The organism is Sulfitobacter sp. W027 (genome assembly GCF_025143985.1).
Lineage (GTDB): Bacteria > Pseudomonadota > Alphaproteobacteria > Rhodobacterales > Rhodobacteraceae > Sulfitobacter.
Map to the genome: position 1 here is coordinate 2,419,565 of NZ_CP083564.1, position 18,509 is coordinate 2,438,073.

Below are 18,509 nucleotides of genomic sequence, written 5' to 3' on the forward strand. Positions count from 1 at the left end.
ACATGGCCGCCAGTGTTTTTGACAGCACCCTTTACGCGCGCCTTTTCGACTGTGGCGAGGCTGGGCGGCTTTTCACTGACAGCGCCGCCGTGCGTGCTATGCTGCTGGTCGAAGGGGCGCTGGCTAAGGTGCAAGGGGCCCAAGGCGTGATCCCCGAACTCAGCGCCGCCGCGATCCACCGCGCTAGCCTCGAGATCCGCGTCGATCCCGGTTCGCTGGCCGAGGCGACGGGGCAAAACGGCGTCAGCGTGCCCGCCCTGCTCGACCAGTTCCGCTCAGAAATGCAGGCGCCTGAACACGCGCAATACGTCCACTGGGGCGCCACCTCGCAGGATATCATCGACACCGCACTGATGTTGCGCCTGCGCCAAGCCCTGTTACTGGCCGAGACGGATCTGCGTGAGATTATCAAGACGCTGGCCAAAGCCGCCAAGGACCACGCGCATTTGCCCATGCCCGCACGCACCTATGGCCAGCATGCCACGCCCACATCTTTCGGAGCGGTACTGGCGGAATGGGGCATGCCGCTGATGGATGCGCTTGAGGCGCTGCCTGACCTGCGCAGGTCAACGCTTTGGGTGTCACTCTCAGGTGCGGCAGGCACGGCTTCGGCCCTTGGCCCCGACCCGGCGAAAACCCGTGCCGACCTCGCCCGCGCACTCGGGCTGAATGATCCCAAACGCAGCTGGCATAGCGATCGCAGCCCGATCCTGCGCATCGTCGACTGGCAAGGCCGTGTCATGGCGGCACTGGCGCATTTGGGTTACGCGCTGTTGGGGCTGACCAACAGCGACACGCAGGAACTGGCACTTGGGGTGACAGGTGCCTCATCCACCATGCCCCAAAAACAAAACCCGGTGTCGCCTTCGGCGCTGGTGGCATTGAACCACCAGCACGGCGGTCTGCGTGCGACGTTGCAGGCAGCATCGGCGCATCAACATCAGCGCGATGGCGGGGCGTGGTTTGCCGAATGGCTGGCGCTGCCGCAAATCTGCCTCGGGACCGCCTCAGCGTTGCAACATGCCAAAAGGCTCAGCGCCGGGATCACCCCGCATCCGCTGCAAATGCATCACGCGCTTGAGGCCGGTCTGGGTCTGATCCACGCCGAAGCACTAAGCTTTGCGCTGGCCGAAAAGATGCCCCGCTGCGAGGCGCAGCGCGTCACCAAGGCGCTCTGCCTTGACGCGCTGGACAAACGCGTGCCGCTGGCCGATCTGGCGCGTGCGGATTATCCCGATCTGCCGCCCGACCTCTTCCGCGCGGAGGCCCAGCTTGGCCAAGCCCCCGCCGACGCCCTTGCCTTTGCCACCCGCGCGGACCACATCTGACCGGATGCCGCTGCCGCTGATCTTTATTCTTCTGACGGTGATGATTGATGCCATGGGCGTTGGTCTGATCCTGCCGGTGATGCCTGATCTGATCCGCGAAGTGCGGGGTGGTGGGCTGAGCGATGCCGCCCTATGGGGCGGGGTTCTGGCCACCGGCTTTGCCGCGATGCAGTTCCTATTCGGCCCTGTTCTGGGTGGGCTTTCCGACCGCTTTGGCCGCCGCCCGGTCTTGCTGCTGGCGCTGGTGGTGATGACCTTGGATTATGGCGTTATGGCGTTGGCGGGCAGCATCTGGTTGCTGTTGATCGGACGACTGGTGGGCGGTGTGACGGCGGCAACACATGCCACTGCCTCGGCCTATATGGCCGATATTTCTTCTACACAGGACCGCGCTGCGCGGTTTGGGTTGATTGGTGCGGCCTTTGGTGCGGGTTTTGTTCTTGGGCCGTTGATGGGCGGTATACTTGGCGAATATGGTACCCGCGCGCCCTTCTGGGCAGCGGCGATGCTGGCGGCAGGCAATGCCGCCCTCGGCTGGGCAGTTCTGCGCGAGACCCTGCCGCGAAAGCAGCGCCGCGCCTTCGACTGGCGCCGCGCCAACCCGCTGGGCGCGTTGCGCGCCCTTGGACGTCTGCCGGGCATTGGTCGCATGCTCATTGTCTATTTCATCTACCATGTGGGCTTTGCCGCATACCCGGCGGTCTGGGCCTATTTCGGCGTAGAGCGTTTCGGCTGGTCGCCCACGATGATCGGCGTCTCGCTTGGCCTTTTCGGTGTGCAGATGGCGCTGGTCCAAGGTGCGTTAATCGGCCCGGTGATCCGCCGCCTTGGCGCGCGGGGCACGGTGATCTTGGGCCACCTCTTTGCCCTTGCCGCCTTTGCTGCGCTCACCTTGTTGACCTCAGGCACTTGGGCGCTGATCATGACCCCGCTTGCCGCGCTGGCTGGTGTGATCCCCCCGGCGCTGCAGGGCATCATGTCGGCCCGCGTCAGCGCCGATGCCCAAGGCGAGTTGCATGGCGCGCTAAGCTCTTCGACCGCCTTGGCAATGATCATCTCTCCCCTGACGATGACGGCGGTCTTCGCCTATTTCACCGCACCCGGCGCCGCCCTCTACCTGCCCGGTGCGCCCTTTCTGCTGGCGCTTTTGCTGACCCTTGGCGGGCTGGTGATCTTTGTCAGCCGTCCTACCCCTACGTCACAGGGCGGCACTTCGCCGCGTTGAGCGGCTTCCCCGGCTTGCACCCCCGGCCCATCCGGGTCAGGCTGCTGGAAATCAAGTGAAAGGGACAGGCCATTGCAAACCATAAAAGCCGCCGTCTGCCATGCCTTTGAGAAGCCACTGAGCGTCGAAGACATCCGCCTGCGCGCACCGCTACCGGGTGAGGTCGAAGTGAGTTTGGATGCCGTGGCGATCTGCCACTCCGACATTTCTTTCGCCGAGGGCGGATGGGGCGGCGCCCTGCCTGCCGTCTACGGTCACGAAGCCGCAGGCCGCGTCAGCGCGGTGGGGCCGAATGTACAGGGCCTTGCCGAGGGCGACAGCGTGGTGGTGACCCTGATCCGCGCCTGCGGAAGCTGCCCCAACTGCGCCTCGGGCCGGCCAACGATCTGCGAAACACCGCAGCCCCCCGAAGGGCCGCTGCAAACCGTAGACGGGGCACCGCTTTATCAGGCGATGAGCACCGGCGGTTTTGCGGAAAAGGTGGTGGTAGACCGCTCGCAGGTCGTGAAAATCTCGCATGACATCCCCAAAGAGGCCGCTTGCTTGATCGCCTGTGGTGTGATCACCGGTGTCGGCGCTGTGGTCAATGCAGCGGGGCTGCGCGCGGGCCAAGATGTGGTGGTGATCGGCGCAGGCGGCGTCGGGTTGAACGCTATCCAAGGCGCGCGCATCGCTGGCGCACGACGGATTGTGGCGGTCGATATGACCGAAGACAAACTTGCCATCGCCCGCGAATTCGGCGCGACCGACACGGTGCTGGCGACCGAGGCCAAGCCATGGCGTGCGGCACTCAAAGCCATGGGGCGTGGGGCGGATGCCGTGATCGTCACCGTGGGCGCGATCCCCGCCTATGAAACCGCGCCGCGCTACCTTGCCGCCGGGGGCCGGGTGATCATGGTCGGCATGCCCCATAGCGGTGCAAGCGCCAGCTATGAACCGGTGGTCCTTGCGGCCCTGGGGCAAGGCATGGTCGGCTCGAAAATGGGCGATGTGGTGATCCAGCGGGATATCCCGTGGATGGTTGACCTCTATCTTCAGGGCCGTCTGCAACTCGACAGCCTGATCTCCGGGCGCTGGCGGCTGGATCAGATCAACGAGGCGATTGCCGACACCAAGACCGGTGCCGCGCGGCGCAATGTGATCCTGTTCAATCAACCCTAGGTCAGCGTTCCGGCAGATCGCCAATCAGAATGGCGCGGAAATCATTCACATTGGTCCCGGTGGGGCCGGTGTGAAACAGGGCATCTATCGCCTCGAACGCCCCGAAGGCATCGTTGCACTGCAACGCGCTGCGCGGGTCCACCCCTGCCGCGCGCATCGCGGCTGCCGTGTTGCCGTCGACAAATGCGCCCGCATTGTCCTCTGACCCGTCGATACCATCGGTGTCTGCTGCTAGGGCGGTGAGCACGTCCAGCCCCTCGACAGCCAGCGCCAAGGAAAGCGCAAATTCGCTGTTGCGTCCGCCGCGTCCCTTATGGCGCAGGGTCACCGTCGTCTCACCGCCCGAGAGCAGCACCAGTGGCGCAGGATGGGGAAAGCCGCTTTCCTGCGCCTGCCGGGCAAGGGCGGCATGCACCAGCGCCACCTCCCGCGCCTCGCCCTCGATCGCGTCTGAGAGAACCCACGCGTTCACCCCTCGCGCGCGGGCCGCCTCGGCAGCGGCGGCGAGCGATAGGCCCGCAGAGGCAATGATATGCGTGGTCGTGTTGCTGGGCGCGTCTTGCGCAGGCTGCTGCGCGGCTTCCCGTAAAAACGCCATGCAACGAGACGGCAATTCCAGCCCACGCGCCGCAACCTCCTCCAACACCTGTGCCGCAGACCGCCGCCCCGGCACCGTGGGGCCAGAGGCGACGGCACCGGGATCATCCCCCGGCACATCCGAGACGACAAGGCTCACCACCTGCGCAGGATAGGCCAGCTCCGCCAGCCGCCCGCCGTTGACCGTGCTGAACTGCTTGCGAATGTCGTTCATGACAGAGATCGGCGCGCCGGAGGCTAGAAGCGCAGAGTTCAGGGCCTGCAAATTCTCCAGCGTCAGCCCCTCGGGTGGGGCGGGCAGAAGCGACGAGCCACCGCCGCAAATCAGCGCGATTACCTGATCCTCTGGCCCTAGCCCCTGCACTGCGTCCTGCAAGGCCCGCGCTGCCTCTACCCCGGCCTGATCGGGCACCGGATGGGCGGCTTCCAGCACCTTGATCCGCTCACAGATCGCGCCGTAGCCATAGCGCGTGACCACGACACCTTCATAGGGATGCGGCCAGAACACCTCAAAGGCCTGCGCCAATTGCGCCGCTCCTTTGCCTGCGCCGATCACCACCGTGCGGCCCTTGGGCGGCGGCGGCAGCCTGTCCTTCAAGATTTGCCGCGGATCGGCGGCAGCGACGGCGGTGTCGAACAGCTCGGCCAAGAACTGGCGTTTTGGATCATTGAGGTTGGACATAGGGCACTCCGGCTGCTGCGGCGATCATGGCGGCGCGGATCCTGCTGTCAATCCGGCAGGGACCGGTCTTGATGCACAAACAGACAGTTGCGCGCACCCAGCAGGCCAAAGTCGGGGTCATTGCACAGGCCCAAGGGCAGCGCCTCGCGCCATTTGCTGTGCCGCCCGCCCGCGTTGAAGGCGGCGAGAAAGGCATCGTCAAAAATCCACGCGTTCTGCTGTGCCACGCCACCGGTCACGAAAACCCCGCCACGCGCGCCCAAGATCAAGCCCAGATCCCCTGCAACCCCGCCGAGATACTGCGCCATCAAGGCAACCGCGCAAGAGGCGCTCATGTCCTCCTTGGCCTTGGCCGCCGCGAAAATGGCCGCCGCCCCGTCAAGCCTGGCCGCTTCGCCCCTGACATTCGCGATGGCGCGATACCAATGAGGCATCCCGGTACCCGACAGGATCGCCTCGGCCTCAACTGCCAAGGCCTCGCCCATCTGCACCTCAGGCCAAAGCGCGATCAGAGCCTCGAAGTAGGCCACTTCCTCGGCGCTATGAGGGGTAAGCCGCAGATGCCCCCCCTCGCCCGGCACCGCCGTGGGCCGCGTACCTTGCCAAACCAAAGATCCCACGCCCAAGCCCGTCCCCGGCCCGATGATCACCCGCGCCCCCGGCTGCGGCGCGGGGCCGCCCTGAAGAAAGGTCACCTTTGCCGCGTCCAGCGTGGCCAAGGACCACGCCGCCGCCTCGAAGTCGTTGAGGAGCAGCACGTCGGAACGTGCGATCTTGCAGGCCCGCGCCAGATCACCACGCGAGATTGTGCGGTTGGCGTTGGTCATGCGAACTTGGTCGTCGACCACCACCCCGGCCACCGCGACAACCATACCGTCGGGGGGGCTGCCCATTTCTGCACAAAGCGCGGCACAGGCATCGGGCAGGGTCGTTTGACCTTCGGTGGAGTGCTCGCTTCGGCGCAATACGGCGCCTGTACTACCCATCGCAGCCAGACGCAGGTTGGTGCCGCCGATGTCACCTACAAGATACCACATATGTCTGCCCCAACCCGTTTGATTTCGGTGCAGGATGGCCCGCCTGCGCGACCAAGGTCAAACAACAAAAGACCCGCAAGCCGAGGCTTCCGGGTCTTGGTAACTCGTGCTGTCGATGTCGGTCAATCAGGCGCAACCGGCACAGTGGCCGTATCGTCGCCCTCAATCGCGGTACCGTCGTCGACGATCACCTCGTCTTCGGTGCCGGGGGCGGTCGCGACTTCTTCGCCGGTCCAGAAAACAATGATGCCGATGCCGAAAATCACGACGATCGCCATGCCGATCAACGGCCATTTGTGACGGCTTTCCTGCTTTTTCAGATTTGTGTCTGGTGGACTCATGATCCGCTCCCTTTCGCTGGCTTCGGGCTGTGCCGCGCAACACCACGCCGCGCGCGGCCCTTGTTACAGGGCCAACCCGGCGGACCGTGCCAAAGTTCCCGGAGCCTGGAAGGTTTCACAAAAGCGCCATCAACTCCGCCATCGCCCGGCGATAGCCCGCTACGATCTCATCGCGCTGCCGGTGCCGTCCGCCCGACACGACGTGGCGACCGGCGGACCATAGATCGGTCACCACCCGGTCTTTGGCGGCGAAGGCCAGACCGTCGAGCAGTTGATCCGGACGCAGAGCACAAAGCGCCGGGTCTTGGCTGTCGATGGCCGTAAGATCCGCCCATTCGCCCACCGCAATCTCGCCACGCCCCCGGCCAAGTGCCTGCGCCCCGCCGCGGGCGGCTCCGGTATAAAGTGCCTCACCGACCGAGCCTTCGCCCGCCACCATTACATTGCGCGCCAGATCGCGCAGCCTTTGTGAATATTCCAAGGTCCGCATCTCTTCTGTTAGAGAAATCAACACGTTGGAATCCGACCCGATGCCAAACCGCCCCCCGGCGGCGAGGTAGCCCGGCCCGTTGAATGGCCCATCGCCCAAGTTCGCCTCCGTCACCGGGCACAACCCCGCGACCGCGCCGGAACGGGCCAAAGCATTGGTTTCGGCTTCGGTCATATGGGTCGCATGGATCAGACACCATCTCTCTTTCACTTCGGCATTTGCCAGCAACCATTCCACCGGACGCGCGCCTAGCCAGTCGGAAACGTCGGCAACCTCTTTAGGCTGTTCGGCGATGTGGATATGCGTCGGCACATCGGGATGTGCCTGAATCACGTCTGCCAGTTCCGCCGGAGCCGTAGCCCGCAGCGAATGCGGCGCGATGCCCACGCGGCAGTCGTTGGGCAGGTTGCCCACCGCATGCTGCGCCCGCTCAACCAGCGCGTTGAACCGGTCCACTCCGTTGCCAAAACGCGCCTGCCCCGGCTGCAATGGCACCTGCCCCGCGCCGCCATAGGTATAGAGCACTGGCAGATGGGTCAGGCCGATCCCGGTTTGCGCCGCCGCTGCCGCGATCCGGGCCGAAAGCTCCCCCAAATCGTCATAGGGCGTGCCGTCGGGCTGGTGGTGGAGATAATGAAACTCGCCCACGCTGGCATAGCCCGCTTCTTGCATCTCAAGGAAAACAAAAGCGGCAATGGCTTCGATATGCGTGGGCGTGAGATGGGCGGTGAAGCGATACATCAGATCGCGCCACGTCCAGAAACTGTCTTTGCCGGCCATGCGCGTCTCGGTCATCCCGGCCATGGCGCGTTGAAAGCTATGGCTGTGCAGGTTGGCGAGCGCGGGCAGCAGGGTATCGACGCGAGTGTCATCAGGACGCGGCGACTGCGCCGTTTCAACCTGAGCGATCCGCCCCTCGGCAACCGTAATCCGAACGTCACGGGCCCAGCCCTGCGGCAGTTTTGCGTGTTTGGCGAAAATCATTTGACGGCCTTTCGGTTTTTTATGTATAGACATATAGCAATTAAAAACGCGTTAGGAAAGTGAAACCTTAGGAGGAGGCGATAGAGATGACAGAGCATGACCGGGTCTTGATCGACCTTACCGCAGTGACGTTAGAGGGCGCAGAACCCTATGGATTGGTTGAGGACGCGGCGATTGCGATTGCCGGTAGCAAGATCGCATGGGTCGGCCCGCGCGCTGACCTGCCACGCGCCTACCGAGACCAGCCGACAGAATCGCTCGGCCACCGCCTCGTCACCCCCGGTCTGATCGACTGCCACACCCATATCGTCCACGGCGGCGACCGCGCGCGCGAGTTCGAAATGCGCCTTGAGGGGGCGAGCTACGAAGACATCGCCCGCGCCGGGGGCGGCATCGTTTCAACGGTCACCGCGACCCGCGCCGCCAGTGAGGCCGACCTGCTGGCCGATGCCCTGCGCCGCGTCGATGTGCTGATTGCCGAAGGCGTCACGGGGATCGAGATCAAATCCGGTTACGGTCTGGATATCGACACCGAGCTGCGCATGCTCCGCAGCGCCCGCGCCGTGGGCCACCAGCGCCCGATCCGGGTGCGCACCACCTTCCTCGGCGCCCATGCCACGCCTGCCGAATACGCAGGACGTGACGACGCCTATATCGACGAGGTCTGCATCCCCGCCCTGCGTGCCGCCCATGCCGAAGGGCTGGTCGATGCGGTCGATGGGTTCTGTGAGGGCATTGCCTTTCAGCCCGCCCAGATCGCGCGGGTCTTTGACGTGGCGCAGGAACTGGGCCTGCCCGTCAAACTCCATGCCGAGCAGCTGTCAAACCTCGGCGGCGCAAAACTCGCGGCCTCCTATGGCGCGCTCTCGGCGGATCATATCGAATACCTTGACGAAGACGGCGTGAAAGCGATGGCTGAGGCGGGCACCGTCGCGGTCATCCTGCCCGGTGCTTTCTACACTTTACGCGAAACCCAAGCGCCCCCAATTGACCTGCTGCGCAAACACAGAGTGCCGATGGCGCTGGCGACGGATATAAACCCCGGGTCTTCGCCGCTGAACTCGCTGCTGCTGACGCTCAACATGGGCTGCACCCTGTTCCGCATGACACCCGAAGAGGCGCTGCGCGGTGCCACGCAGCACGCCGCCCGCGCGCTTGGGCTGGACGATTGCGCCATGATCCGCCCCGGCCTGTGCGCCGACCTCGCGGTCTGGAACATCAAACACCCGGCCGAGCTTGCCTATCGCATCGGCTTCAACCCGCTACATTCTCGCATTTTCGGAGGCCAATCGTGACCACCTTGACCCTCACCCCCGGCGCCGCCACTTTGGACGACCTGGCCCGCGTCTACCGCGAAGAGGCTTCGGTAAAGCTAGACCCCGCCTGCCGCCCGGCAATTGAACTGGCCCATGCGCGCATCGCCAAAGCGGTGGCGGGCGCGGATGCCGTCTACGGCGTGAACACCGGCTTCGGCAAACTCGCCTCGGTCAAGATCGCCTCGGAAGACACGGCCACGCTGCAACGCAACCTGATTCTGTCGCACTGCTGCGGCGTCGGCCCGGCGATCCCGCGCGGCCATGCGCGGCTCCTGATGGCGCTGAAACTGCTGAGCCTTGGGCGCGGTGCCTCGGGCGTGCGGCTTGAGGTCGTGGACCTGATCGAAGCCATGCTGGACTGTGGCGTGACCCCGGTGATCCCCGCGCAAGGCTCGGTCGGCGCATCGGGCGATCTGGCCCCCTTGGCGCATATGGCCGCTGCGATGATGGGCCACGGCGAGGCAGAGTTTGAGGGCCGCGTCATGACGGGCGGCGAGGCGCTGGCCGCCGCTGGTCTCACCCCGCTAGAGTTCGGGCCGAAAGAAGGGCTGGCGCTGATCAACGGCACGCAATTCTCGACCGCCTTCGCGCTGGCGGGGCTATTTGACGCATGGCGGGCGGCAAATTCAGCGCTGGTGATCTCGGCCCTGTCGACCGATGCCATCATGGGCTCCACCGCGCCACTGCAACCGGAGATCCACGCCCTGCGCGGTCACCGGGGGCAGATTGAGGCGGGCGAGACCATGCGCGCCCTTCTCGACGGCTCGGAAATCCGCGAAAGCCATGTGGCGAATGATGCCCGCGTCCAAGACCCTTACTGCATCCGATGCCAGCCGCAGGTGACCGGGGCGGCGATGGACGTGCTGCGCATGGCCGCCCGCACGCTTGAGGTCGAAGCCAATGCCGCCACCGACAACCCGCTGGTGCTTGTGGGCGCAGACCTGATCGTCTCTGGCGGGAATTTCCATGCCGAACCGGTGGGCTTTGCCGCCGATATGATCGCGCTGGCCGTGGCCGAGATCGGCGCCATCGCGCAGCGCCGCGTGGCGCTGATCGTCGACCCGGTGCTCAGCTTCAACCTGCCGCCCTTCCTGACGCCGAACCCCGGCCTTAACAGCGGCTATATGATCGCCGAGGTCACCACCGCCGCGCTGATGAGCGAGAACAAACACCTCGCCAATCCTTGCGTCACCGACAGCACGCCGACTTCGGCCAACCAAGAGGACCACGTTAGCATGGCCGCCCATGGCGCGCGGCGGTTGGGGCAGATGATCAAGAACCTGAACCGCATCCTCGGGGTGGAACTGCTCTGCGCGGCGCAGGGCATCGACTTCCGTGCGCCGCTGGCCACCAGCGCAACGTTGCAACGTGTGGTATCGCGGGTACGCAAGGATGTGGCGACGCTGAACGAGGACCGCTACCTCGCCCCCGATCTGGAACGCGCGGCGCGGATGGTGGCCGAAGGCGAGATCACCCGCGCGGCCTCCCTCGACATGCCGGAGCTTTCCACATGACCTCTGCTGAGATCACACCCGTCGAGATCACCCGCGGCGACAGCCCCATCGTGCTTGGCCTGCCGCATACCGGCACCGATCTGCCCGACACGGTGCGCCATGACCTGAACCCGCGCGGGCGCGAACTGGCGGATACCGATTGGCATATCCATCACCTTTACGAAGGGTTACTGCCCGGCGCGACCACCGTGCGCGCGACCTTCCACCGCTATGTGATCGACGCCAACCGCGATCCGTCGGGCGCATCGCTCTACCCCGGCCAAAACACCACCGGGCTGGTGCCGCTGACGGATTTCGACGGGCAAGACATTTGGACCACCCCGCCCGACGCAGCCGAAGTTAAGGCCCGCCGCCGAGCATTCCACGCCCCCTATCATGCGGCGCTTGAGGCGGAACTGGCCCGCGTCCGCGACCTGTATGGGGTCGCAATCCTCTATGACTGCCACTCGATCCGCTCGCTGATCCCGTTCCTCTTTGTCGGCCCGCTGCCCGATTTCAACATCGGGACGAACCTCGGCACCACCTGCGCGCCTGAAATCGAAGCGGCTGTTGAAAAGATCTGCGCCGCCGCGCCCGGTTATACCTCGGTCACCAACGGGCGCTTCAAAGGCGGCTGGACCACGCGCCACTATGGCCGCCCCGCCGAAGGGGTCCACGCGATCCAGATGGAACTGGCGCAAAACAGCTACCTCGGCGCCGAGGCGCCGCCTTGGCCCTATGATCCCGACAAAGCCGCGCGACTGCGCGTCCACCTGACCGACATTCTGACAACTCTGGCCGCCCTGGCCCCGACTTTGAAAGGCACAGCATGAGCAATCCGCGCAAGAACACCCGTGACGTCTATCCCGCCACCGGCACCGAGCTTTCGGCGAAAAGCTGGCTCACCGAAGCGCCCCTGCGGATGCTGATGAACAACCTGCACCCCGACGTGGCCGAGAACCCGCATGAGCTGGTCGTCTATGGCGGCATCGGTCGCGCGGCGCGGACGTGGAAGGACTATGACCAGATCGTCGCCTCGCTGCGCGCGCTGGAGGACGACCAGACGCTGCTCGTGCAATCGGGCAAACCCGTGGGTGTCTTCCAAACCCATAAAGACGCGCCCCGCGTGTTGATCGCCAACTCCAACCTCGTGCCGCATTGGGCCAATTGGGATCACTTTAACGAGCTCGATAAAAAGGGTCTGGCGATGTACGGCCAGATGACCGCCGGATCGTGGATCTACATCGGCTCGCAAGGCATCGTGCAGGGCACCTATGAGACCTTTGTCGAAGCAGGGCGCCAACACTATGGCGGCGACCTCAAGGGCAAATGGATCCTCACCGGGGGTTTGGGCGGCATGGGCGGCGCGCAGCCTTTGGCCGCCGTGATGGCCGGGGCCTGCTGTCTGGCGGTCGAGTGTAACCCCGACAGCATCGATTTCCGCCTGCGCACCCGCTACGTCGACGAAAAGACCGACAGCCTTGATGAGGCGCTGGCGATGATCGACCGCTGGACCGCAGCGGGAGAGGCGAAATCCGTGGCCCTCCTGGGCAATGCCGCCGATGTCTTCCCCGAACTGGTGAAACGCGGAGTCCGCCCCGATATCGTGACCGACCAGACCTCGGCCCACGACCCGGTGAACGGCTACCTGCCGCAGGGCTGGACGATGGGCGAATGGCGCGAGAAACGCGAGAGCGATCCCAAAGCGGTTGAAAAAGCCGCCCGCGCTTCGATGAAGGTGCAGGTCAAGGCGATGGTCGATTTCCATGCCGCGGGCATCCCCACGGTCGACTACGGCAACAACATCCGCCAGATGGCGCTGGAGGAAGGGTTGGAGAACGCTTTTAATTTCCCCGGCTTCGTCCCCGCCTACATTCGCCCGTTGTTCTGTCGCGGTGTGGGGCCGTTCCGCTGGGCGGCACTCTCGGGCGATCCAGAGGATATCTACAAGACCGACGCCAAGGTGAAGGAAATCCTGTCCGAAGACACCCATCTGCACAACTGGCTCGACATGGCCCGCGAACGTATCTCGTTCCAAGGTCTGCCTGCACGGATCTGCTGGGTGGGTCTGGGCGTGCGCCACAGGCTGGGGCTGGCCTTCAATGAGATGGTCCGAAATGGCGAGCTGAGCGCGCCGGTGGTGATTGGCCGCGACCATCTCGACAGCGGGTCTGTCGCCTCGCCCAACCGCGAGACGGAGGCGATGAGGGACGGTTCTGACGCTGTGTCGGATTGGCCGCTGCTGAACGCGCTTTTGAACACCGCGTCGGGCGCCACATGGGTGTCGCTGCACCACGGCGGCGGGGTTGGCATGGGCTTCTCGCAACACTCGGGCATGGTGATCTGCTGTGACGGGTCCGAAGACGCCGACCGCCGGATCGAGCGGGTGCTGTGGAACGACCCGGCGACGGGCGTGATGCGCCATGCGGATGCGGGCTATGACGATGCGCTCGATTGCGCGCGCGAACATGGACTGAACCTGCCGGGCATCCTTTGAACGCCATGTGCCGCTGCCCTCGGGCGGCGGCGCATCAATAACGGGTCGTCAGACGGTGACCGGGGCGATAGGACAGCCGCACATAGGTCACCGCCTGCCCCTCCCACCATGTCGACCGCTCGACGGTGAAAACCGGATCGCCCAAGGCGCAGCCGAGGTATTCGCTGAGCGGCTGATCGGCGAGGCCCGCCGAAAGGCTGATCTCTACATCCGAAAAGGGTATCGCCGAGATCAGCCATTCGTTTGGCCCCACGTCCGCAAACGCCTCGCCCCGTGCCTGAGGCAGACAGGCGAGGTTAATAAAACGATCCTCATATTGATAGGGATCGCCATCGGCGTAATGCATGCAGACCAGATGCAACACCTCACCACCCGCGCCCAGTTTCAGCCGCGCGCGGAGCCAGTCCGGCGCAGGCTCAACCGCGTGGCTAACCAGCGAATAGCGATAATCAGCGCCCTTCTCTTCGATCTCTGCCCGGACCAGCGGAATGTCGAAGCGCGCCTGCCGCACCGGGGCCATCCGCACGCGTGTCCCGGCCTTGCGACGGCGTTCGATAAACCCCTCGTCCGCCAATTCGCGCATGGCGCGGTTGACCGTCGCGCGGGCACAGCCATAGGTCTCGGCTAGATCAACCTCATTGGGCACAAGGCTGCCCAGAGGCCATTCGCCCTTGGTGATCTTTGACAGGATGTCGCTTTTAACATCCCGGTAGGTGACTTTCATAAGAACGGCCTTGCTGGGTTCATGACTGTTTTATTAAGCATTACACTAGATCAATCGTCAGCCCAAGCGCCCCCGCGCGCCCCGCCCGGAGAGAAACCGCCTGAGCGCGGGCGCGGGTCTTGCCTCGCCCCGCCTTTGCTGGAAAATTACGCGCCACCTGCCCCCTGATCCAGAAAGGCCGCCCATGCGCGTTCAGCCCCCGAAAATCCGCACCGCCGCCCTGATGCTGGGCCTTGGCCTGCTCGCCGCCTGCGGTGCGAAACAGACCGAGGCGGTCACGGTTCAGGGGGATGAGTTGGAGTGTATGGCCCGCGCGATGTATTTCGAATCCAACCGCTCCAGCCGTGATGGGATGGTCGCCGTAGGGACCGTGGTGTTGAACCGCGTCCACTCCGAAGCCTTCCCTAATACGGTCTGCGGCGTGGTCGGCCAGCCAAACCAATTCGCACCGGGCGTTATGACCAAACCGATGAACGACCGCTCTGCTCCGCTTGCCCGCGCCACGGCGTTGGCGGTGCTTCAGGGCGAGCGTCATCCCAAGGTCACCCGCGCCAAGTTCTTCCACGCCGCGTGGTATAACGCCAACTACAACAACATGCATTATGTGGTGACGGCGGGTGGCAATGCTTTCTACGAAAAGCGCCGCCCGGCCCTCGTGACCACGCCCAACCCGCTGCCCCCGCTTGAAGGTATCACGCCGCTCTGACGCTCACATATAGCCGCGCGCGAGCAGGATCAGCACAAGATAGCGCCCGCCTTTGGCAAGGGTGACGATCAGCAAAAAGCGCCAAAGCGGCTCGCGCAGCATGCCTGCGGCCAAGGTCAGCGGGTCACCAATGATCGGCACCCAACTGGCCAGCAGGCTCCAATAGCCCCAACGCCGATACCAATTCGAGGCGCGGGCCATCTGTTTGCCCGAAAAGGGAAACCAGCGGTGATCGGCAAAATGGCTGAGGTAGCGCCCCAGCAGCCAGTTCACCACCGACCCCAGAACATTGCCTAGCGTCGCCACCAGCCACAGCAGCGCGGTCGCATGGGCACCGGAGTACATCAGCCAAAGAAGCAGCGCTTCGGACTGCGCAGGGATCAGCGTTGCCGCCAGCAGCGCGGCGAAAAACAGGCTCAGCAGGGCCAGCATGTCAGCGGCGCAGGACAGTGAGGGCGAAGAGGTCGGGCATGGCGCGTCAGTAATGACGCCGTAGCGTCAGGGCAAGCCACAGCCGCACCTTTGGAGCGCCGCCTTGGGAGTGCCGGGCGGCTTACTTCGTCAGGATCAATTTCCCCGCCCGGGTGATGCGCAGCGTATAGGTCTGGCCGTCCAACACGATATTGGCCGTTGACCCATTGGGCACCAAGGCACGCGCATCATGCACGGCCTCTTCGACCGGAGGACGGGCGGGCGACGGATCGGGAAGTTTTTGCATCAGGCTCATACTGCTTCCCCTATCCGGCAAGCGCGCTGCAAATCGATGAGATGTTCAAGGCCAAAGCCATCGCAGGGTGCAGGATCATTGCTGCAGAGCGCGATATCGCGCCAGCTGTTGTTGGATTGGGTCTGTAGCCGGGCATGGGCCATTGGCTCGGGCGTGGTCACGGGTGTCCTCACGGGGCGGGCTCCTTTCCTTTGACATCCGGGCTTCCGACGCACGGTGGCTTGGACGGTTGCGGCGTAAAGTCTTTGTCCCCGGAGAAAATACCGGGCTCCCCTAATGGCTACTTAATCTGATTATTTTAGTCAAGTATAGAAAACCCCGACCCGCCCGCTTTACGGGGCTTCGATCTTCTGAATGGCGCGAAAGCCCTCAAACCGGGGCGAGCCTTCATGCAGCTTGCGGGTTTGGCCCGCCCGCGCATGGGACGCACGAAAGGCGTCGCTGGTGGTCCAAGCGCGAAACTGTGCTTCGCTTTCCCAAACGGTATGTGACGCATAGAGGATCGCCCCTTCCTCCTCTGGCCCCTTAAGCATGTGAAAGGACACGAAACCGGGCGTTTCTTTCAGGTGGCTTTCGCGGTTTAGCCAAAGCTCTTCGAAGGCGGCGGCATTCTCGGGCAGTACGGTGAAACGGTTCATGGCAAGATACATGGCCTGTCCTTTAGTTCTTGTTCAGGCCGTTACAGGGGTTTTCCCGTGGAGTTGGTGCAATAACATGGGTCTCGTCAAAAGGCGTGTCCGTCTCTGCCTCAACAAAGCCGATGGCGTGAGTGGTCACCTCGGGCGCCGCTTGGGCGATGAGCGCCGGAATACCCCAATCGGTCCGCGCATGGCCGTTGCCGGTGATCACGGCCACGGGCGGGCCGTAGGTCTCCAACGCCGCAAGTGCAGCCCGCGCGAATGTGGCATCGCGGTAGCGTTGCACGGCGACCATGCCGCCCATCATCTCGCGCGGCATGGCTTCGCAATGGGCTGCGAACTGCAAGTCGATCCGGGCGGCCAGTTGGGCTTCGGGAAGCAGTTGGTCAAGGCCAAAGCGCCGGGCCTCTAGCCCGAAGATTGCAGCCGCCCCGTCCCTATAAACCCTCTGCACCGCATCTCGCGGGGCAGCAGCGCCAATGATCCGCGCCCTGCCCAAGGCGTCAAATATCGGCGCGTAGATGTCGAAGTTTTGCCAGCCGCTTGCCTCCCACGCCTGCGCGATCTGGCTGCGGTCAGCATCGGCCTTGGCGGCTTCCTCGGCGGTGAGCATCTCGAACACCACAGCGGTCGGGCGCAGCGCCTCCAGCGCAGCGGCCTGTTTGATGTGCGCTTGGGGGTTGTCATGCACCTCGCCCAAAATCACGATCTCAGGACCGGGGTCGGCCCCGGCGGGGAGCGCGAGGCAAAGCAAGAAAGCGATCAGGCGCATGGGCGTCCTTTCAGGCAAAAACAAAATGCGGAAGGGTATAGGACCCCGCAGGCGTGCTTATAAGTGTAGCCTGCATCCATCGGCCCGCGACACTGTTTTGTCGGTTATAACCTCTCGCGCGCGGCAGACGTTTAGAAAGGGCGCCTCTATGTCGTTTTGGTCAGGCAGGTCGAAGGTCCATCCGCGCATGGCCCCGACATCAGCGCCTGCAAGTCGCGCGACGGCCCTACCGACGGGATGTCACTTTGGGCAGCCGCACAGTTAATAACCCCAAACAGCCGGGATTATTGGCAGACGGCTGCACGGTTCAGCTTAGGACTTCACCCCTTAAGCGTCCGTCTTCAACTCAGGGTCATTATAGTCGTTCGGATCGAAATCGTCTGGGTCAAACGGGTCTTCATGTTCGGCAATACCACTGACATGGGTGGTGCCGCTTTCCTCGTCAAACACCAGACCATAGTTCGCTTTGCCCTCGCTTTTAAAGCGCCGAAACTCGTGGATGCCTGCGTAGACAAAGACCAGTGTGATCGGCAGCAGAATCAAAAATGCGATAATCTGGGCGTCCATAAATGCGCTCCTCTATATGCTAGTCGGGGGCCGTATCACCGAATTGTGCGCGGGCAGGTGGACTGCGCAGACGGTGATCTGGCCTGAGATAACAAGGTTCGCCCCGCCGGGTCGCGCAGGCGGACCAACTTCGGCCCTATCTGAACCGCCGTGTGAGAGAAAGCATTAAACCAGAAGCGTCGTTCCGCAAGCCCTTATTTATTTGGGCTTTGGAAGGACTTTTATAAAGGTCACCCAGCAATCTGCGCGCGTCTTGTCACCGCTACAAATCCTCTAAGCTGCACAAAAAACAGCACAGACGCAGTGACTTGCCCGCCCGTTCCCGAAAAAGCGCCGCGTTACAAAAGCTTCGTCAAACTTAAACATTCGTGACATTCACCGCTGCGATAGCTCGCCCCGCAAACCCCGGGGGACTTATGCTCGTCATTTCTGAACTGACAAAAACATTCGGCGCAAACACAGCGGTGGCCCGCGCTAATCTGCAGGTCGACAAACCGCAGATGATCGGGATCATCGGCCGCTCCGGCGCGGGGAAATCCACGCTGCTGCGGATGTTAAACCGGCTGACCGATTCCTCTTCGGGGCAGATCCTGTTCCAAAGGCGCGATGTGACCGCCCTGCGCGGCGCCGCCCGGCGCGGCTGGCAGGCAGAATGCGCGATGATCTTTCAGCAGTTCAACCTCGTCCCGCGGATGGATGTGGTGTCGAACGTGCTGCACGGCACGCTCAACCGCCGCTCGACGCTGAGCAGCATTTTCAACCTTTATCCCGATGCTGACATCACCCGCGCCATCGAAATCCTCGACCGTCTGGGCATCGCGCAGCACGCGCCCAAACGGGCCGAGGCGCTTTCCGGCGGGCAGCAACAGCGCGTCGCCATCGCCCGCGCCCTGATGCAAGACCCGCAGATCATTCTGGCCGATGAACCCATCGCCAGCCTCGACCCGATGAACGCACAGGTGGTGATGCAATCGCTACGCCGCATCCACGAGGAAGATGGCCGCATGGTCATCGCCAACCTTCACACGCTGGATACCGCGCGCCGCTACTGCGACCGCGTGGTGGGGATGCGCGACGGCAAGATCGTCTTTGACGGCACGCCCGAGCAACTGACCACCAGCATGGCCCGCGAAATCTACGGTGCGGACAGCAGCTTCTCCGAAGCCGCCACCTCAACCGAGATCGAAACGCTGGACAAGGTGCCAGCCTGACACGACCCGCCCC

The 18,509-nt window shown here is 63.9% G+C and carries 20 protein-coding genes; 9 read left to right on the top strand and 11 right to left on the bottom strand.

Annotated elements, in window-relative coordinates; translation table 11 throughout:
* Positions 1-2: 2 nt before the first annotated feature.
* The 3 genes from K3759_RS11885 (at position 3) to K3759_RS11895 (ending at position 3,714) form a co-directional block, all read left to right on the top strand.
* Complete coding sequence (locus K3759_RS11885) at positions 3-1,328, top strand: lyase family protein (protein ID WP_259982058.1); 1,326 nt, start codon at positions 3-5, stop codon at positions 1,326-1,328.
* A gap of 4 nt (positions 1,329-1,332) precedes the next feature.
* Positions 1,333-2,553, top strand: a complete 1,221-nt coding sequence (locus K3759_RS11890) for a TCR/Tet family MFS transporter (protein ID WP_259985630.1) — start codon at positions 1,333-1,335, stop codon at positions 2,551-2,553.
* 72 nt (positions 2,554-2,625) lie between these two features.
* Positions 2,626-3,714, top strand: a complete 1,089-nt coding sequence (locus K3759_RS11895; RefSeq protein ID WP_259982059.1) for a Zn-dependent alcohol dehydrogenase — start codon at positions 2,626-2,628, stop codon at positions 3,712-3,714.
* A 1-nt stretch (position 3,715) separates the two neighbouring features.
* On the opposite strand, the gene K3759_RS11900 is transcribed toward K3759_RS11895, so the two are convergent.
* From K3759_RS11900 to K3759_RS11915, 4 genes are all read right to left on the bottom strand, one after another.
* Complete coding sequence (locus K3759_RS11900; protein WP_259982061.1) at positions 3,716-4,993, bottom strand: glycerate kinase; 1,278 nt, start codon at positions 4,991-4,993, stop codon at positions 3,716-3,718.
* Between the two features lie 47 nt (positions 4,994-5,040).
* Entirely contained in the window at positions 5,041-6,030 is a 990-nt protein-coding gene (locus tag K3759_RS11905) for a glucokinase (RefSeq protein ID WP_259982063.1), read from the bottom strand.
* Positions 6,031-6,152: 122 nt separating this feature from the next.
* Positions 6,153-6,371, bottom strand: coding sequence for a hypothetical protein (locus K3759_RS11910; RefSeq protein ID WP_067935872.1), 219 nt, complete (start codon positions 6,369-6,371; stop codon positions 6,153-6,155).
* Between the two features lie 115 nt (positions 6,372-6,486).
* The gene (locus K3759_RS11915) at positions 6,487-7,845 is read right to left on the bottom strand and encodes a formimidoylglutamate deiminase (protein ID WP_259982066.1); all 1,359 of its coding nucleotides are present in this window, start codon (positions 7,843-7,845) and stop codon (positions 6,487-6,489) included.
* Positions 7,846-7,931: 86 nt separating this feature from the next.
* Here K3759_RS11915 and hutI point away from each other — a divergent pair, with 86 nt between their 5' ends.
* Genes hutI through hutU form a run of 4 tightly spaced genes read left to right on the top strand, consistent with a single transcriptional unit; the run spans position 7,932 to position 13,151 of the window.
* The gene (gene hutI, locus K3759_RS11920) at positions 7,932-9,140 is read left to right on the top strand and encodes an imidazolonepropionase (RefSeq protein ID WP_259982067.1); all 1,209 of its coding nucleotides are present in this window, start codon (positions 7,932-7,934) and stop codon (positions 9,138-9,140) included.
* Positions 9,137-10,675: a histidine ammonia-lyase gene (hutH, locus tag K3759_RS11925; RefSeq protein WP_259982070.1), complete on the top strand. Its 1,539-nt coding sequence runs from the start codon at positions 9,137-9,139 to the stop codon at positions 10,673-10,675. The genes hutI and hutH overlap by 4 nt, the downstream gene beginning before the upstream one ends.
* Before the next feature lie 11 nt (positions 10,676-10,686).
* Positions 10,687-11,487, top strand: a complete 801-nt coding sequence (hutG, locus tag K3759_RS11930) for an N-formylglutamate deformylase (RefSeq protein WP_259985631.1) — start codon at positions 10,687-10,689, stop codon at positions 11,485-11,487.
* Positions 11,484-13,151, top strand: a complete 1,668-nt coding sequence (gene hutU, locus K3759_RS11935; protein ID WP_259982072.1) for a urocanate hydratase — start codon at positions 11,484-11,486, stop codon at positions 13,149-13,151. The genes hutG and hutU overlap by 4 nt, the downstream gene beginning before the upstream one ends.
* 34 nt (positions 13,152-13,185) lie before the next feature.
* On the opposite strand, the gene K3759_RS11940 is transcribed toward hutU, so the two are convergent.
* Positions 13,186-13,875 carry a GntR family transcriptional regulator gene (locus K3759_RS11940; protein ID WP_259982075.1) on the bottom strand — a complete coding sequence of 230 codons (690 nt, stop codon included), beginning with the start codon at positions 13,873-13,875 and terminating at the stop codon, positions 13,186-13,188.
* A gap of 184 nt (positions 13,876-14,059) precedes the next feature.
* Here K3759_RS11940 and K3759_RS11945 point away from each other — a divergent pair, with 184 nt between their 5' ends.
* Complete coding sequence (locus K3759_RS11945; protein ID WP_259982077.1) at positions 14,060-14,581, top strand: cell wall hydrolase; 522 nt, start codon at positions 14,060-14,062, stop codon at positions 14,579-14,581.
* Between the two features lie 3 nt (positions 14,582-14,584).
* Here the strand turns inward: K3759_RS11945 and K3759_RS11950 are convergent, their stop codons facing one another.
* The 6 genes from K3759_RS11950 to K3759_RS11975 form a co-directional block, all read right to left on the bottom strand.
* Positions 14,585-15,013, bottom strand: coding sequence for a YqaA family protein (locus tag K3759_RS11950; protein WP_259982078.1), 429 nt, complete (start codon positions 15,011-15,013; stop codon positions 14,585-14,587).
* A 121-nt stretch (positions 15,014-15,134) separates the two neighbouring features.
* Positions 15,135-15,299, bottom strand: a complete 165-nt coding sequence (locus K3759_RS11955; protein WP_259985632.1) for a hemin uptake protein HemP — start codon at positions 15,297-15,299, stop codon at positions 15,135-15,137.
* Positions 15,300-15,304: 5 nt separating this feature from the next.
* Positions 15,305-15,481, bottom strand: coding sequence for a hypothetical protein (locus tag K3759_RS11960; protein WP_259982080.1), 177 nt, complete (start codon positions 15,479-15,481; stop codon positions 15,305-15,307).
* Positions 15,482-15,640: 159 nt separating this feature from the next.
* Complete coding sequence (locus tag K3759_RS11965; protein ID WP_259982082.1) at positions 15,641-15,958, bottom strand: antibiotic biosynthesis monooxygenase; 318 nt, start codon at positions 15,956-15,958, stop codon at positions 15,641-15,643.
* A 10-nt stretch (positions 15,959-15,968) separates the two neighbouring features.
* A complete protein-coding gene (locus K3759_RS11970; RefSeq protein ID WP_259982084.1) occupies positions 15,969-16,718 on the bottom strand; it encodes a ChaN family lipoprotein in 750 nt (249 codons plus the stop codon).
* 327 nt (positions 16,719-17,045) lie between these two features.
* A complete protein-coding gene (locus tag K3759_RS11975) occupies positions 17,046-17,285 on the bottom strand; it encodes a hypothetical protein (RefSeq protein WP_259982086.1) in 240 nt (79 codons plus the stop codon).
* A gap of 416 nt (positions 17,286-17,701) precedes the next feature.
* On the opposite strand from K3759_RS11975, the gene phnC reads away from it, so the two are divergent.
* Positions 17,702-18,496: a phosphonate ABC transporter ATP-binding protein gene (gene phnC / locus K3759_RS11980; protein WP_259982088.1), complete on the top strand. Its 795-nt coding sequence runs from the start codon at positions 17,702-17,704 to the stop codon at positions 18,494-18,496.
* Positions 18,497-18,509 lie beyond the last annotated feature (13 nt).